At 67.8% G+C, this 16,985-nt stretch carries 12 protein-coding genes and 1 tRNA gene; 12 read left to right on the plus strand and 1 reads right to left on the minus strand.

The window, feature by feature from the left end; translation table 11 throughout:
- Positions 1 to 154: 154 nt before the first annotated feature.
- Positions 155 to 1,381 carry a pyridoxal phosphate-dependent aminotransferase gene (locus tag ACIHAA_RS19115; RefSeq protein ID WP_399818577.1) on the minus strand — a complete coding sequence of 409 codons (1,227 nt, stop codon included), beginning with the start codon at positions 1,379 to 1,381 and terminating at the stop codon, positions 155 to 157.
- 273 nt (positions 1,382 to 1,654) lie between these two features.
- On the opposite strand from ACIHAA_RS19115, the gene ACIHAA_RS19120 reads away from it, so the two are divergent.
- The 12 genes from ACIHAA_RS19120 (at position 1,655) to rpsL (ending at position 16,985) form a co-directional block, all read left to right on the plus strand.
- Positions 1,655 to 1,727: transfer RNA gene (locus tag ACIHAA_RS19120), tRNA-Trp, on the plus strand.
- A 108-nt stretch (positions 1,728 to 1,835) separates the two neighbouring features.
- Positions 1,836 to 2,120 (plus strand): preprotein translocase subunit SecE, encoded by a 285-nt coding sequence (secE, locus tag ACIHAA_RS19125; RefSeq protein WP_399818579.1) that lies wholly within the window; start codon positions 1,836 to 1,838, stop codon positions 2,118 to 2,120.
- Between the two features lie 82 nt (positions 2,121 to 2,202).
- The gene (gene nusG / locus ACIHAA_RS19130; RefSeq protein ID WP_399818582.1) at positions 2,203 to 3,096 is read left to right on the plus strand and encodes a transcription termination/antitermination protein NusG; all 894 of its coding nucleotides are present in this window, start codon (positions 2,203 to 2,205) and stop codon (positions 3,094 to 3,096) included.
- A 170-nt stretch (positions 3,097 to 3,266) separates the two neighbouring features.
- Positions 3,267 to 3,701 (plus strand): 50S ribosomal protein L11, encoded by a 435-nt coding sequence (rplK, locus tag ACIHAA_RS19135; protein ID WP_399818584.1) that lies wholly within the window; start codon positions 3,267 to 3,269, stop codon positions 3,699 to 3,701.
- A gap of 97 nt (positions 3,702 to 3,798) precedes the next feature.
- Positions 3,799 to 4,524: a 50S ribosomal protein L1 gene (rplA, locus tag ACIHAA_RS19140; protein ID WP_399818585.1), complete on the plus strand. Its 726-nt coding sequence runs from the start codon at positions 3,799 to 3,801 to the stop codon at positions 4,522 to 4,524.
- 179 nt (positions 4,525 to 4,703) lie between these two features.
- Complete coding sequence (locus ACIHAA_RS19145; protein WP_399818587.1) at positions 4,704 to 5,573, plus strand: hypothetical protein; 870 nt, start codon at positions 4,704 to 4,706, stop codon at positions 5,571 to 5,573.
- A gap of 112 nt (positions 5,574 to 5,685) precedes the next feature.
- Positions 5,686 to 6,555: a DUF1396 domain-containing protein gene (locus ACIHAA_RS19150; RefSeq protein WP_399818589.1), complete on the plus strand. Its 870-nt coding sequence runs from the start codon at positions 5,686 to 5,688 to the stop codon at positions 6,553 to 6,555.
- A gap of 286 nt (positions 6,556 to 6,841) precedes the next feature.
- Positions 6,842 to 7,372 carry a 50S ribosomal protein L10 gene (gene rplJ, locus ACIHAA_RS19155; protein ID WP_399818591.1) on the plus strand — a complete coding sequence of 177 codons (531 nt, stop codon included), beginning with the start codon at positions 6,842 to 6,844 and terminating at the stop codon, positions 7,370 to 7,372.
- A gap of 110 nt (positions 7,373 to 7,482) precedes the next feature.
- Positions 7,483 to 7,872: a 50S ribosomal protein L7/L12 gene (gene rplL / locus ACIHAA_RS19160; protein WP_399818593.1), complete on the plus strand. Its 390-nt coding sequence runs from the start codon at positions 7,483 to 7,485 to the stop codon at positions 7,870 to 7,872.
- A 708-nt stretch (positions 7,873 to 8,580) separates the two neighbouring features.
- Complete coding sequence (gene rpoB / locus ACIHAA_RS19165; protein WP_399818595.1) at positions 8,581 to 12,066, plus strand: DNA-directed RNA polymerase subunit beta; 3,486 nt, start codon at positions 8,581 to 8,583, stop codon at positions 12,064 to 12,066.
- Between the two features lie 97 nt (positions 12,067 to 12,163).
- Positions 12,164 to 16,063: a DNA-directed RNA polymerase subunit beta' gene (locus ACIHAA_RS19170; protein ID WP_399818597.1), complete on the plus strand. Its 3,900-nt coding sequence runs from the start codon at positions 12,164 to 12,166 to the stop codon at positions 16,061 to 16,063.
- A 550-nt stretch (positions 16,064 to 16,613) separates the two neighbouring features.
- The gene (gene rpsL, locus ACIHAA_RS19175; protein ID WP_003948652.1) at positions 16,614 to 16,985 is read left to right on the plus strand and encodes a 30S ribosomal protein S12; all 372 of its coding nucleotides are present in this window, start codon (positions 16,614 to 16,616) and stop codon (positions 16,983 to 16,985) included.

The following is a 16,985-nucleotide window of genomic DNA, read 5'->3' on the forward strand; positions in this document are numbered from 1 at the left end:
CACCGTCCCGACGGGGTGCTGGCGGGACCCGACGAGTCCCAACGCATGGAGGCGGGGGGGGGGGCGCCGGGGGGGGGCGCCCCCCCCCCCGGGGGGGGGGGGGGGGGGCCCCCCCCCCCCCCCCCGCCCCTCGTGACGCGCATCCCGTCGGACGTCAGTCCCGGGCCTCCGCCAGCAGCTTCTGGATCCGGCTCACGCCCTCCACCAGGTCCTCGTCGCCGAGGGCGTAGGACAGCCGCAGATAGCCGGGGGTGCCGAAGGCCTCGCCCGGGACGACCGCGACCTCGGACTCCTCCAGGATCAGCGCGGCCAGCTCCACGCTGCTCTGCGGGCGCTTGCCGCGGATCTCCTTGCCGAGCAGCGCCTTCACCGACGGGTACGCGTAGAAGGCGCCCTCCGGCTCCGGGCACAGCACGCCGTCGATCTCGTTCAGCATCCGCACGATGGTCCGGCGGCGCCGGTCGAAGGCCTCGCGCATCGTCGCGACCGCCTCCAGATCGCCCGAGACGGCGGCGAGGGCCGCCGCCTGTGCGACGTTCGACACGTTGGAGGTCGCGTGCGACTGGAGGTTGGTCGCCGCCTTCACCACGTCCTTGGGGCCGATGATCCAGCCCACCCGCCAGCCCGTCATCGCGTACGTCTTGGCGACGCCGTTGACCACGATGCACTTGTCGCGCAGCTCGGGCAGCAGGGCCGGGAGGGAGACGGAGACCGCGTCGCCGTAGACGAGGTGCTCGTAGATCTCGTCGGTCAGCACCCACAGGCCGTGCTCCACGGCCCAGCGGCCGATGGCCTCGGTCTCGGCCTCGGAGTAGACCGCGCCGGTGGGGTTGGACGGGGAGACGAAGAGGACGACCTTCGTCTTCTCCGTGCGCGCCGCCTCCAGCTGCTCGACGGAGACGCGGTAGCCGGTCGTCTCGTCCGCGACGACCTCCACCGGGAGACCGCCGGCCAGCCGGATCGACTCGGGGTACGTGGTCCAGTACGGCGCCGGGACGATCACCTCGTCGCCCGGGTCGAGGATGGCGGCGAAGGCCTCGTAGATCGCCTGCTTGCCGCCGTTGGTGACCAGGATCTGGGAGGCGTCCACCTCGTAGCCGGAGTCGCGGAGCGTCTTCGCGGCGATCGCGTTCTTCAGCTCGGGCAGGCCCCCGGCGGGGGTGTACCGGTGGTACTTCGGGTTCTTGCAGGCCTCGACGGCCGCTTCGACGATGTAGTCCGGCGTCGGGAAGTCGGGCTCGCCCGCGCCGAAGCCGATCACGGGGCGCCCGGCGGCCTTGAGGGCCTTGGCCTTGGCGTCCACGGCGAGGGTGGCGGACTCGGAGATCGCGCCGATCCGGGCGGAGACCCGACGCTCGGTGGGAGGGGTTGCAGCGCTCATGGGACCCATCGTTTCAGACCGGAAACGCCCGCGGCACGCGGGTTTCACAGACTGAACCGGAGCGGGCCGATGACCGGACACCAGTCCGGATACCCGGGCCGGATACCCGGGTGGCCTGGCCGATCTTCGTCCGGCAAGCCCCGTACGGGCACTTTCTGTTCGACGCCCGGCCGTGGAACACGTACACTCTCACCTCGTTGGCCTCCAGCGACAGTGATCGCGCCGGTGCACACCGAGCACCCGGCCGGATGCGGTACGTTGGGGTACACACAAAGGGTCGTAGCTCAATTGGTAGAGCACTGGTCTCCAAAACCAGCGGTTGGGGGTTCAAGTCCCTCCGGCCCTGCTACACACTCCCCGAGGGGAAGTGTGCGCACAGTACGTACGTATTGCACTCGCCGTGCGGCTCCACCGGGCGCGGCACGGTCACGACCCGGGAATCAGGTGAGGACGAGTGACGGACGCCGTGGGCTCCATCGACATGCCTGACGCCCAGGACGATGTGCAGGATCAGAAGAAGTCCCGCAAGGGCGGCAAGCGGGCCAAGAAAGGCCCGCTGAAGCGCCTTGCCCTCTTCTACCGCCAGATCGTCGCGGAGCTCCGCAAGGTCGTCTGGCCGGCGAGAAACCAGCTGACGTCGTACACCACCGTGGTGATCTTCTTCGTCGCGATCATGATCGCCCTGGTGACTCTGATTGACTATGGGCTCAACCACGCCGCCAAGTACGTCTTCGGCTGAGCCGAGAGCGAAGGACGCCGAGATGCTCCCGGCGTCCCTTTCGCGTGTTCCACCCCTATGTATCCAGGAAGAAGCAGCCACCGTGTCTGACCCGAACCTGAACGACGCCGTTGAGCCACGCGGCGAGTCCGCCGAGTCCGTGGATGACGAGCTCGACATCGTCGAGGGCGCGGACGAGCAGGACGAGTTCGAGGCTGCCGACGCCGAGGCGGGTGAGCCGGCCGAGGAGGCCGCCGTCCGCGTCGTGGACGAGGACGAGACCGCCGAGGCGGACGAGCCCGCGGACGAGGAAGCCGACCAGGACGAGGCCGCCGACGAGGAGGCCGAGGAGGCCGCCGTCGTCGAGGAGGCCGAGCCGGTCGACCCCGTCCAGGCCCTCCGCGAGGAGCTGCGCACGCTGCCCGGCGAGTGGTACGTGATCCACACGTACGCCGGCTACGAGAACCGCGTGAAGACCAACCTCGAGCAGCGCGCCGTCTCGCTGAACGTCGAGGACTTCATCTTCCAGGCCGAGGTGCCCCAGGAAGAGGTCGCGCAGATCAAGAACGGCGAGCGCAAGACCATCCGCCAGAACAAGCTCCCGGGCTATGTCCTGGTGCGCATGGACCTGACGAACGAGTCCTGGGGCGTCGTCCGCAACACGCCCGGCGTCACCGGCTTCGTGGGCAATGCCTACGACCCGTACCCGCTGACCCTGGACGAGATCGTCAAGATGCTCGCCCCGGAGGCCGAGGAGAAGGCCGCCCGCGAGGCCGCCGAGGCCGAGGGCAAGCCCGCTCCGCAGCGCAAGGTCGAGGTCCAGGTGCTGGACTTCGAGGTCGGCGACTCGGTCACCGTCACCGACGGTCCGTTCGCCACCCTTCAGGCCACCATCAACGAGATCAACGCCGACTCCAAGAAGGTCAAGGGCCTGGTGGAGATCTTCGGCCGCGAGACCCCGGTCGAGCTGAGCTTCGACCAGATCCAGAAGAACTAGCTCCTTCTGGAACACGCACTTCCGAACAGGTCAGACGGGCCCTCACAGCCGGTCTGACCTGCTCGGTTTTTAGCCGCGCAAGGGTACCCGTTATCGTTGTGCGGTATGCCTCCATCCGGATGATCCGGATCGGAAGGCGGAAAACTCTCACTAAGGACCCGGAGAGAGCAATGCCTCCCAAGAAGAAGAAGGTCACGGGGCTTATCAAGCTCCAGATCAAGGCCGGTGCGGCCAACCCGGCTCCGCCGGTCGGTCCCGCGCTGGGCCAGCACGGCGTCAACATCATGGAGTTCTGCAAGGCCTACAACGCCGCGACCGAGTCGCAGCGCGGTTGGGTCATCCCGGTGGAGATCACGGTCTACGAGGACCGCTCCTTCACCTTCATCACCAAGACGCCCCCGGCCGCCAAGATGATCCTCAAGGCCGCGGGCATCGAGAAGGGCTCCGGCGAGCCGCACAAGACCAAGGTCGCCAAGATCACCGAGGCGCAGGTCCGCGAGATCGCCACCACCAAGATGCCCGACCTCAACGCCAACGACCTGGACGCCGCCGCGAAGATCATCGCCGGTACCGCGCGTTCCATGGGCGTCACGGTCGAGGGCTGAACCCCACCTTCGTAGAACCATGCGGCCCGTCGGCCGCACGTGGCAGGGCCCGCTCGGCCCGTACCACGACTCCTTTCAGAACAACACAGGAGCAGTTGTGAGCAAGCGCAGCAAGGCTCTCCGCGCTGCGGACGCCAAGGTCGACCGGGAGAAGCTGTACGCCCCGCTCGAGGCCGTCCGTCTCGCCAAGGAGACCTCCACGTCCAAGTTCGACGGCACCGTCGAGGTCGCCTTCCGTCTGGGTGTCGACCCGCGTAAGGCCGACCAGATGGTCCGTGGCACCGTGAACCTCCCGCACGGCACCGGTAAGACCGCCCGGGTCCTGGTCTTCGCGACCGGTGACCGTGCCGAGGCCGCGCGTGCCGCGGGCGCCGACATCGTCGGCGCCGACGAGCTGATCGACGAGGTGTCGAAGGGCCGTCTGGACTTCGACGCCGTTGTCGCCACCCCGGACCTCATGGGCAAGGTCGGCCGCCTCGGCCGTGTGCTCGGTCCCCGTGGTCTGATGCCGAACCCCAAGACCGGCACCGTGACCCCGGACGTGGCGAAGGCTGTCACCGAGATCAAGGGTGGCAAGATCGAGTTCCGCGTCGACAAGCACTCGAACCTGCACTTCATCATCGGCAAGGTGTCCTTCGACGACACCAAGCTGGTGGAGAACTACGGCGCGGCGCTGGAGGAGATCCTCCGTCTGAAGCCGTCCGCCGCCAAGGGTCGCTACGTCAAGAAGGCCGCCATCACCACCACGATGGGCCCCGGCATTCCGGTCGACCCGAACCGCACCCGTAACCTCCTCGTCGAGGAGGACCCGGCCGCCGTCTGATCCTGACGGCAGCCGCGGGCACGCGCAGCTGACACCGGGCCCCGCACCTGAGAAGGTGCGGGGCCCGGCGTCGTTTCCGCCCGGCGGCCCGAGGGGCCCTGCCGTTTCCCTACCGGTGCGTACCGTTTCCGCGGCGGGGGAGTTAGCGTGAAGATCGCTGAGCGCTCTGGGGGGAACGGATGAGGGACACGATCGTCAGGCGGGGGATCCTCCCGGTCGCGGCCGTCGCCGCGCTGTCCGCCGTGGCGGGCTGCGGCCTCCTCGACGACGGCGGCCCCCACCGGGGCTCCGCGGCACCCTCCGGGAGCGCCGACCCCCGGACGGCCGCCGCCCTGCGCGCCGCCGAGCAGGCCACCGTCAGGGCCGGTTCCGCCCGCGCGGAGTCCACGACCGCCATGGGGGAGATGCTCTCGCTGCGGACGGACGGTGTGCTCGGCTGGTCCGGCGCCCCGGTCGGCACGCTCCGCATCACCTGCACCGGCGGCCGTCTCGCCGCCACCCTGCGCACCCTGAGCAGCACCTCCATGGAGGCCCGGCTGCTGCCCGACGCCTACTACGCCAAGGTCGGCGGGACCTTCGCCGCACGCCTCGGGGGACGGCACTGGATCCGCTACGGATACGGCGACCTGTCGGCCCTGCCGGACGGCTCGGGGACCGCTCTCACGGACCAGCTGCGCAGCACCGCGCCGCTCCAGCCGGTCCGGCTGCTGCGGGCCTCCCGCGATGTGCGCCGGGTGGGCGAGGAGACGGTACGCGGTCGCGGCACCACGCACTACTCGGGCACGGTCACCCCGGCGGGCCTCACCGGGCCGGACGCCGCCGCTCTGGGGAAACGGCTGGAACAGGCCGGTGTCGTCACGGAGACGGTCGACCTCTGGATCGACGACCGGGGCCTGCTGGTCAAGAAGGCGGAACAGGGCGAGCTGACCAGCGGCCGGATGTCCGCCACGGCCTACTACCGCGACTACGGGGTGCGGGCCGCCGCGGCCCGGCCCCCGGCGCCGGACACCGCCGACTTCCGAGAACTGGTGGACACCCCTGGCGCGTAACCACCCCTGCCGGACGACCGCCTCCAGGAAACCGGACGACGTTGTCAGTCCTTCGGGATAGGCTCACGGCGCTTTGCTGTGGATCAGCCAAGAACTTCTCTGGGGGAATGCAATGACTTCTGCGGTACGGAACAAGAAGGTGGAGCGCCGGGCGGCGGGCGCGGTCCTCGCGGCGCTGGTCCTCGTGGGCGGGGCCGTCGGCTGCTCGAAGGGCACCACGGACGAGTCGCCGCAGATGACGCCCGCCGCGGCCGTCGCCAAGGCCGCCAAGAACACCGAGGGCATCACGTCCCTGCACTACCGGATGACCGGTTCGGTGCCGGGCGCGGGCCAGGTCACCGCCGAGGCCCGGATGGCCATGAAGCCGCTCGCCGCGAGCATCAAGATGACGTCCTCGGCGCAGAAGGCCGAGGGCCCGGTCGAGATACGCATGGTCGGCAAGGTGATGTACCTCGGTGGGGGCGCCGAGGCCGCCAAGGAGATGGACGGCAAGCACTGGGTCAAGTTCGACCTCGGCGCGCTGGGTGCGGACAAGCAGCTGAACCCCGACCAGTTCGGCGCCGGCGGCGCGGACCGCAACCCGGCGCAGGACTCCACCTTCCTCACCAGCTCCAAGCATGTGACGAAGGTCGGCACCGAGACCGTCGACGGCGTGCGGACGACCCACTACCGGGGCGACATCACTCTCGCGGAGCTGCGCGCCGACCTCAAGGCCCAGAAGCTGGACAAGGCCACCCGCGAGCAGCGCGAGAAGAGCCTCGACCAGTACGCCACGATGGGCGCCGACAAGATGGCCATGGACATGTGGGTCGACGGAAGCAACCACACCAAGCAGTTCCGGATGCGCGGCGACACCGCCAAGGGCCCGCTGAACATGACCATCACCTTCCTCGACTACAACAAGCCGGTGACGGTGACGGCCCCGTCCGCCCAGGACACCGCCGACCTCGCCGAGATGATGAAGGCCGCCCAGCAGGGCTGAGCCCGCCGCCGGGAACGGATTTGCCTGGCGGCGATCCGTTCCCGTACTCTCCTACAGAAGCCAAAGACCGCTGGTCGTTGCCGTGGACTCGAAAGAGGACGCGGTGGCCGAAGGATCCGCTGAACTGCGGACGACCCGCGCAGGTGATTGTGGAAGAACTCCCGGAGTGCGCACGTCAGTCGTGTGTCCGACCGGTCGAGTCCGCCCCGAGCGCCTGCGCCGGGGCGTTTCGTTTTCCCAGCCCCTTCTGAGCGGTCCTCATCACCCGGAAGGAGGCCGACGCTCTATGGCAAGGCCCGACAAGGCTGCCGCGGTAGCCGAGCTGGCGGAGCAGTTCCGCAGCTCGAACGCCGCCGTGCTGACCGAGTACCGGGGTCTCACCGTGGCGCAGCTCAAGACGCTGCGTCGTTCGCTCGGTGAGAACGCCCAGTACGCCGTGGTGAAGAACACGCTGACCAAGATTGCGGCCAACGAGGCCGGGATCACGACGCTCGACGACCTGTTCAACGGTCCGACGGCGGTCGCCTTCGTCACCGGTGACCCGGTGGAGTCGGCGAAGGGTCTTCGTGACTTCGCCAAGGACAACCCCAACCTCGTCATCAAGGGCGGTGTCCTTGACGGCAAGGCGCTGTCCGCCGACGAGATCAAGAAGCTTGCGGACCTCGAGTCCCGCGAGGTTCTGCTCAGCAAGCTGGCCGGCGCGATGAAGGGCAAGCAGTCCCAGGCTGCCTCGCTCTTCCAGGCGCTGCCGTCGAAGCTCGTCCGCACCGTGGACGCTCTTCGCGCCAAGCAGGCCGAGCAGGGCGGTGCCGAGTAATTCGGCTCGCGCAGTGACCGCCGCCTGAGGCGACGGTCGTAGCGGGCCAACGTACGCCCGCCATACATGTACATCCGGCACCAGCCGACTTATTGGAAGGATCGCCCATCATGGCGAAGCTCAGCCAGGACGACCTGCTCGCGCAGTTCGAAGAGATGACCCTCATCGAGCTCTCCGAGTTCGTGAAGGCCTTCGAGGACAAGTTCGACGTCACCGCCGCCGCTGCCGCGCCGGTCATGGTCGCCGGCGGTGCCGCCGGTGGCGCTGCCGCCGAGGCCGAGGAGGAGAAGGACGAGTTCGACGTCATCCTCACCGGCGCCGGCGACAAGAAGATCCAGGTCATCAAGGTCGTGCGCGAGCTGACCTCTCTCGGCCTGAAGGAGGCCAAGGACCTGGTCGACGGCACCCCGAAGCCGGTCCTGGAGAAGGTCAACAAGGAAGCCGCCGACAAGGCCGCCGAGGCCCTCAAGGGCGCCGGCGCGGCTGTCGAGGTCAAGTAACACCTCTGGGTCCCGCACCGGGACCCACGGGCCTTCAGGGGCTCACCGGGCCGTACGGGGCTGTGCTCCGTACGGCCCGCTTGTTGTGCGGCGGCGCGCGGTTCACTCGAACGCCGCAGCCGGGATCCAGCGGATTCCGGTCGCGGCTCACCCGTAGGGCTGTAACGCGAACGCACCGAAGAGCGATCATCCATCCGGGTGGTCGCTCTTCGGCGTTCGGGGGGTCCGGCGGTGGCTGCCTTGCACCCGTCGCCGCGGAGAGTATGGTGATCTTCGTCGTGTCTCCCGAGGGGCCCGGTGACGGCTGCAAGTGACGATGGCAGCACCCGGTTCGGCCGTGGGGGGCCTTGACGAACTGCACGCAGCGCGCAATTCTCAGGACGCGTCGTCACAACGATCCGGATCCGAGGCATGGATCGACGGCGAAGAGGGCAGTATCGATGTGCATCGAGGGCGTGGCTTGCCGCAGGTGTTGAGGGACAACGAGGGGCTCCGTCGGGGGCCTGTAAACCCGCACTGGACATCAGTGTGCCAAGTGGCTACACTGACCCTTTGCGCTGCCTGTTAGCTGCCTCCTGCCCGTCACCAGGAGCATGCCCCTCGCCTGAGCACTGACGACAAAGAGTCTCTGACCTGAGGCTTTCCACTCTGTGCCCGGTGGGGACCGGTACGCGCGTAGTGAGTCCGAGCCCTCGGAAGGACCCCCTCTTGGCCGCCTCGCGCAACGCCTCGACCGCGAATACGAACAACGGCGCCAGCACCGCCCCGCTGCGCATCTCCTTTGCAAAGATCAAGGAGCCCCTCGAGGTTCCGAACCTGCTCGCGCTGCAGACCGAGAGCTTCGACTGGCTGCTCGGCAACACCGCCTGGCAGAGTCGGGTCGAGGAGGCTCTGGAGTCCGGTCACGACGTCCCCACCAAGTCCGGCCTCGAGGAGATCTTCGAGGAGATCTCCCCGATCGAGGACTTCTCCGGGTCGATGTCGCTGACGTTCCGCGACCACCGCTTCGAGCCGCCGAAGAACTCGATCGACGAGTGCAAGGACCGCGACTTCACGTTCGCCGCGCCGCTCTTCGTCACGGCCGAGTTCACCAACAACGAGACCGGCGAGATCAAGTCCCAGACCGTCTTCATGGGCGACTTCCCGCTCATGACGCACAAGGGCACCTTCGTCATCAACGGCACCGAGCGTGTCGTGGTGTCGCAGCTGGTCCGTTCGCCGGGTGTCTACTTCGACTCCTCGATCGACAAGACGTCCGACAAGGACATCTTCTCGGCCAAGATCATCCCGTCCCGGGGTGCCTGGCTGGAGATGGAGATCGACAAGCGCGACATGGTCGGTGTCCGTATCGACCGCAAGCGCAAGCAGTCCGTGACCGTCCTCCTGAAGGCGCTCGGCTGGACCACCGAGCAGATCCTCGAGGAGTTCGGCGAGTACGAGTCCATGCGCGCCACCCTGGAGAAGGACCACACCCAGGGCCAGGACGACGCGCTGCTCGACATCTACCGCAAGCTGCGCCCGGGCGAGCCCCCGACGCGTGAGGCCGCGCAGACGCTGCTCGAGAACCTGTACTTCAACCCGAAGCGCTACGACCTGGCCAAGGTCGGCCGCTACAAGGTCAACAAGAAGCTGGGTGCGGACGCTCCGCTCGACGCGGGTGTCCTGACCGTCGAGGACGTCATCTCGACGATCAAGTACCTGGTGAAGCTGCACGCGGGCGAGGCCGAGACGGTCGGCGACAGCGGCCAGTCGATCGTCGTCGAGACCGACGACATCGACCACTTCGGCAACCGCCGCCTGCGCAGCGTCGGCGAGCTCATCCAGAACCAGGTCCGCACGGGTCTGGCCCGTATGGAGCGCGTCGTGCGCGAGCGCATGACCACCCAGGACGTCGAGGCGATCACGCCGCAGACCCTGATCAACATCCGGCCGGTCGTCGCCTCCATCAAGGAGTTCTTCGGCACCAGCCAGCTGTCGCAGTTCATGGACCAGAACAACCCGCTGTCCGGGCTGACGCACAAGCGTCGTCTGTCCGCGCTCGGCCCGGGTGGTCTGTCCCGTGAGCGGGCCGGCTTCGAGGTCCGTGACGTGCACCCCTCGCACTACGGCCGCATGTGCCCGATCGAGACCCCCGAAGGCCCGAACATCGGTCTGATCGGCTCGCTCGCCTCCTACGGCCGGGTCAACGCGTTCGGCTTCGTCGAGACTCCGTACCGCAAGGTCATCGACGGCCAGGTCACCGACGAGGTGGACTACCTGACCGCCGACGAGGAGGACCGCTTCGTCATCGCCCAGGCCAACGCGCCGCTGACCGACGAACTCCGGTTCGCCGAGGCCCGCGTCCTGGTGCGCCGCCGTGGCGGCGAGGTCGACTACGTCGGCGGCGAGGACGTGGACTACATGGACGTCTCGCCGCGCCAGATGGTGTCGGTCGCGACCGCCATGATCCCCTTCCTGGAGCACGACGACGCCAACCGTGCCCTCATGGGCGCGAACATGATGCGCCAGGCCGTGCCGCTCATCAAGAGCGAGTCCCCGCTCGTCGGCACCGGCATGGAGTACCGCTCCGCCGTCGACGCCGGCGACGTCGTCAAGGCCGAGAAGGCGGGTGTGGTCCAGGAGGTCTCCGCGGACTACATCACCACCGCCAACGACGACGGCACGTACATCACGTACCGCCTGGCCAAGTTCGCCCGCTCCAACCAGGGCACCTCGGTCAACCAGAAGGTCATCGTCAACGAGGGCGACCGGCTCGTCGAGGGCCAGGTCCTCGCCGACGGCCCGGCCACCGAGAACGGTGAGATGGCCCTCGGCAAGAACCTGCTCGTGGCGTTCATGCCGTGGGAGGGTCACAACTACGAGGACGCGATCATCCTGTCGCAGCGCCTCGTGCAGGACGACGTCCTCTCCTCGATCCACATCGAGGAGCACGAGGTCGACGCCCGTGACACCAAGCTCGGCCCCGAGGAGATCACCCGGGACATCCCGAACGTCTCCGAGGAGGTCCTCGCGGACCTCGACGAGCGCGGCATCATCCGTATCGGTGCCGAGGTCGTCGCCGGTGACATCCTCGTCGGCAAGGTCACGCCCAAGGGTGAGACCGAGCTGACCCCGGAGGAGCGCCTGCTGCGCGCCATCTTCGGTGAGAAGGCCCGTGAGGTCCGTGACACCTCGCTGAAGGTGCCGCACGGCGAGATCGGCAAGATCATCGGCGTCCGCGTCTTCGACCGCGAAGAGGGCGACGAGCTGCCCCCGGGCGTGAACCAGCTGGTCCGCGTCTACGTCGCGCAGAAGCGCAAGATCACCGACGGTGACAAGCTCGCCGGCCGCCACGGCAACAAGGGTGTCATCTCCAAGATCCTGCCGATCGAGGACATGCCGTTCCTGGAGGACGGCACCCCGGTCGACATCATCCTCAACCCGCTGGGTGTGCCGTCCCGAATGAACCCGGGACAGGTCCTGGAGATCCACCTCGGCTGGCTCGCCAGCCGCGGCTGGGACGTCTCCGGCCTCGCGGACGAGTGGGCGCAGCGCCTCCAGGCCATCGGCGCCGACCAGGTCGCCCCCGGCACCAACGTCGCCACCCCGGTGTTCGACGGTGCCCGCGAGGACGAGCTGGCGGGTCTGCTCCAGCACACCATCCCGAACCGCGACGGCGAGCGCATGGTGCTCCCGACCGGCAAGGCGCGGCTGTTCGACGGCCGCAGCGGTGAGCCGTTCCCGGACCCGATCTCGGTCGGCTACATGTACATCCTGAAGCTGCACCACCTGGTCGACGACAAGCTGCACGCGCGCTCGACCGGCCCGTACTCGATGATCACCCAGCAGCCGCTGGGTGGTAAGGCTCAGTTCGGTGGCCAGCGGTTCGGTGAGATGGAGGTGTGGGCCCTCGAGGCCTACGGCGCCGCGTACGCCCTCCAGGAGCTGCTGACCATCAAGTCCGACGACGTCACCGGCCGCGTGAAGGTCTACGAGGCCATCGTCAAGGGCGAGAACATCCCCGAGCCCGGCATCCCCGAGTCCTTCAAGGTGCTCATCAAGGAGATGCAGTCTCTCTGCCTGAACGTGGAGGTGCTGTCCAGCGACGGCATGTCCATCGAGATGCGTGACACCGACGAGGACGTCTTCCGCGCCGCGGAGGAGCTCGGCATCGACCTGTCCCGGCGCGAGCCGAGCAGCGTCGAAGAGGTCTGACGGGAGTCCGGCGGGACCCTCACCCACAGGGTCCCGCCGACCCCCAGGCCCCCGTTTCAGACCACAGACTTTCGACCCTGAGAGGGATTGACGCATAGTGCTCGACGTCAACTTCTTCGACGAGCTCCGGATCGGCCTGGCCACCGCTGACGACATCCGTCAGTGGAGCCACGGTGAGGTCAAGAAGCCCGAGACCATCAACTACCGCACCCTGAAGCCCGAAAAGGACGGACTCTTCTGCGAGAAGATCTTCGGTCCGACCCGGGACTGGGAGTGCTACTGCGGCAAGTACAAGCGCGTCCGCTTCAAGGGCATCATCTGTGAGCGCTGTGGCGTCGAGGTCACGCGCGCCAAGGTGCGCCGTGAGCGGATGGGCCACATCGAGCTGGCCGCCCCCGTCACCCACATCTGGTACTTCAAGGGCGTTCCGTCGCGGCTGGGCTACCTGCTCGACCTCGCCCCGAAGGACCTGGAGAAGGTCATCTACTTCGCGGCGTACATGATCACGTACGTCGACGAGGAGCGCCGCACCCGCGACCTGCCCTCCCTGGAGGCGCACGTCTCCGTGGAGCGCCAGCAGATCGAGAACCGCCGCGACTCCGACCTGGAAGGCCGCGCCAAGAAGCTCGAGACGGACCTCGCCGAGCTGGAGGCCGAGGGCGCCAAGGCCGACGTGCGCCGCAAGGTGCGTGAGGGCGCCGAGCGCGAGATGAAGCAGCTGCGCGACCGCGCGCAGCGCGAGATCGACCGCCTCGACGAGGTGTGGACCCGCTTCAAGAACCTCAAGGTCCAGGACCTCGAGGGCGACGAGCTGCTCTACCGCGAGCTGCGGGACCGCTTCGGCACCTACTTCGACGGCTCGATGGGTGCCGCGGCGCTCCAGAAGCGCCTGGAGTCCTTCGACCTCGACGAGGAGGCCGAGAAGCTCCGCGAGATCATCCGCACCGGCAAGGGCCAGAAGAAGACCCGCGCCCTGAAGCGGCTGAAGGTCGTCTCCGCGTTCCTCCAGACCTCCAACAGCCCCAAGGGCATGGTCCTGGACTGCGTGCCGGTCATCCCGCCGGACCTGCGTCCGATGGTGCAGCTGGACGGTGGCCGCTTCGCGACCTCCGACCTGAACGACCTGTACCGCCGTGTCATCAACCGCAACAACCGCCTGAAGCGGCTTCTCGACCTCGGCGCGCCCGAGATCATCGTGAACAACGAGAAGCGCATGCTCCAGGAGGCGGTCGACGCCCTCTTCGACAACGGCCGCCGCGGCCGCCCGGTGACGGGCCCCGGCAACCGTCCGCTGAAGTCCCTCAGCGACATGCTGAAGGGCAAGCAGGGCCGTTTCCGTCAGAACCTGCTCGGCAAGCGTGTGGACTACTCCGCGCGTTCCGTGATCGTCGTCGGTCCGCAGCTGAAGCTGCACCAGTGCGGTCTGCCGAAGGCGATGGCGCTTGAGCTGTTCAAGCCGTTCGTGATGAAGCGCCTGGTCGACCTGAACCACGCGCAGAACATCAAGTCGGCCAAGCGCATGGTCGAGCGCGGCCGCACCGTGGTGTACGACGTCCTCGAAGAGGTCATCGCCGAGCACCCGGTGCTGCTGAACCGTGCGCCCACCCTGCACCGCCTCGGCATCCAGGCCTTCGAGCCGCAGCTGGTCGAGGGCAAGGCCATCCAGATCCACCCGCTCGTCTGCACCGCGTTCAACGCGGACTTCGACGGTGACCAGATGGCCGTGCACCTGCCGCTGTCCGCGGAGGCGCAGGCCGAGGCCCGCATCCTGATGCTGTCCTCGAACAACATCCTCAAGCCGGCCGACGGCCGCCCGGTCACGATGCCGACCCAGGACATGGTCCTCGGTCTGTTCTTCCTGACCACCGACGGCGACCTGCGGAACGTGAAGGGCGAGGACCGCGCCTTCGCGTCCGTGGCCGAGGCGATCATGGCGTTCGACGCCGGTGAGCTGTCGCTCCAGTCGCGCGTGGACATCCGCTTCCCGGTGGGCACCATCCCGCCGCGCGGCTGGATGCCCCCGGCGCAGGAGGAGGGCGAGCCCGAGTGGCAGCAGGGTGACAGCTTCCGGCTGCGCACCACGCTGGGCCGTGCGCTCTTCAACGAGCTGCTGCCCGAGGACTACCCGTTCGTCGACTACGAGATCGGCAAGAAGCAGCTCTCGGAGATCGTCAACGACCTCGCCGAGCGCTACCCCAAGGTCATCGTGGCAGCGACGCTCGACAACCTGAAGGCGGCCGGCTTCTACTGGGCGACCCGTTCCGGCGTCACCGTGGCCATCTCCGACGTCGTCGTTCCCGAGGCGAAGAAGGAGATCGTCAAGGGCTACGAGGCTCAGGACGAGAGGGTCCAGAAGCAGTACGAGCGCGGTCTGATCACCAAGGAAGAGCGCACTCAGGAACTGATCAACATCTGGACCAAGGCGACCAACGAGGTCGCCGAGGCGATGAACGCCAACTTCCCGAAGACCAACCCGGTCTCGATGATGGTGAACTCGGGCGCACGAGGCAACATGATGCAGATGCGTCAGATTGCCGGTATGCGTGGTCTGGTGTCGAACGCCAAGAACGAGACGATCCCGCGTCCCATCAAGGCGTCCTTCCGTGAGGGCCTGTCCGTGCTGGAGTACTTCATCTCCACGCACGGTGCCCGTAAGGGTCTGGCGGACACCGCCCTGCGTACCGCCGACTCGGGTTACCTGACCCGTCGTCTGGTGGACGTCTCGCAGGACGTCATCATCCGCGAGGAGGACTGCGGCACCGACCGCGGCCTCAAGCTCAAGATCGCGGACCGCGGCGCGGACGGTGTGCTGCGCAAGGCGGAGGACGTCGAGACCTCCGTGTACGCGCGCTGCCTCGCCGAGGACATCGTCGTCGACGGACAGGTGCTGGCCCCGGCCGGTACCGACCTCGGTGACGTCCTCATCGAGGAACTGGTCGCCCGCGGCGTCGAGGAGGTCAAGACCCGCTCGGTCCTGACCTGCGAGTCCGCCGTCGGCACCTGCGCCATGTGCTACGGCCGTTCGCTGGCCACCGGCAAGCTGGTCGACATCGGTGAGGCGGTCGGCATCATCGCCGCCCAGTCCATCGGTGAGCCCGGTACCCAGCTGACGATGCGTACCTTCCACACCGGTGGTGTGGCCGGTGACGACATCACCCAGGGTCTGCCGCGTGTCGTCGAGCTCTTCGAGGCCCGTACCCCGAAGGGTGTCGCCCCGATCTCCGAGGCCCTGGGCCGCGTCCGGATCGAGGAGACCGAGAAGACCAAGAAGATCGTCATCACGCCGGACGACGGCAGCGACGAGACGGCGTTCCCGATCTCGAAGCGCGCCCGACTCCTGGTCGGCGAGGGCGAGCACGTCGAGGTGGGCCAGAAGCTCACCGTGGGTGCCACCAACCCGCACGACGTGCTGCGCATCCTGGGCCAGCGTGCCGTCCAGGTCCACCTGGTCGGCGAGGTCCAGAAGGTCTACAACTCGCAGGGTGTGTCGATCCACGACAAGCACATCGAGATCATCATCCGGCAGATGCTGCGCCGCGTGACGATCATCGAGTCCGGCGACGCCGAGCTGCTGCCCGGCGAGCTGGTCGAGCGCTCGAAGTTCGAGCACGAGAACCGTCGTGTGGTCCAGGAGGGCGGTCACCCGGCCTCCGGCCGTCCGCAGCTCATGGGTATCACCAAGGCCTCGCTGGCCACGGAGTCCTGGCTGTCGGCCGCCTCCTTCCAGGAGACGACCCGAGTCCTGACGGATGCGGCGATCAACGCCAAGTCCGACAGCCTCATCGGCCTCAAGGAGAACGTCATCATCGGTAAGCTCATCCCGGCCGGTACGGGTCTGTCCCGCTACCGCAACATCCGGGTGGAGCCGACCGAGGAGGCCAAGGCCGCGATGTACTCGGCCGTCGGCTACGACGACATCGACTACTCGCCGTTCGGCGCCGGCTCCGGCCAGGCGGTGCCGCTGGAGGACTACGACTACGGTCCGTACAACCAGTAAGCGAGCAGCCTGAACCGAAGGGCGGTCACCGTGCAGGTGGCCGCCCTTCGGCGTGCCCGGGGGAGTGTGTGTGCCGGGGGGAGGCGCCGTAGAGCGGCTCCGCGGCACTTCTCGGCGTGGTGGGGGCCCGGTCCGGGGTGGTGGGGGGCGCGTCCGTCCCGGGACGCCCGCGGGTGCCCGTCCGCGGCGTTCCGGCCGCTCACCGGGCGTGCGTACGCACGGTGCGGTGACGTGTACGGTAAGTCAGGAACGGGCCGTTTTCGGGTAGTTCGGCAGACCGGAGCGGTGCGCGGAAAGTCCGGCGTGTCGTGAGGGGGTCCATTTGTTTTGACCGGAGTCCGTGCTGTAGGTACGCTCAGACCTTGTGCCTGGGGTGTGCCCTGGCCCTCGTGCGTGCCTTTGAACCGTACAGAGAGTCATGAACGGCCACCGAAATCTGCGCCCTTCCCGCTTCGCGGCGGGAGTTTGCGGGTTCGACACGCCCGACCGCGTGGGTCGGAGATGTTCCAGGTTAGCTTTACCTATTCGGCACACAGAAACCGGAGAAGTAGTGCCTACGATCCAGCAGCTGGTCCGTAAGGGCCGGCAGGACAAGGTCGAGAAGAACAAGACGCCCGCACTTGAGGGTTCTCCTCAGCGTCGGGGCGTCTGCACGCGTGTGTTCACGACCACCCCGAAGAAGCCGAACTCGGCCCTGCGTAAGGTCGCGCGTGTGCGTCTGACCAGCGGGATCGAGGTCACTGCTTACATTCCGGGTGAGGGACACAACCTGCAGGAGCACTCCATCGTGCTCGTGCGCGGCGGCCGTGTGAAGGACCTGCCGGGTGTTCGCTACAAGATCATCCGCGGCTCGCTCGACACCCAGGGTGTCAAGAACCGCAAGCAGGCCCGCAGCCGCTACGGCGCCAAGAAGGAGAAGTAA

The sequence above is a fragment of the Streptomyces sp. NPDC052040 genome (assembly GCF_044548405.1).
Taxonomy (GTDB): Bacteria; Actinomycetota; Actinomycetes; order Streptomycetales; family Streptomycetaceae; genus Streptomyces.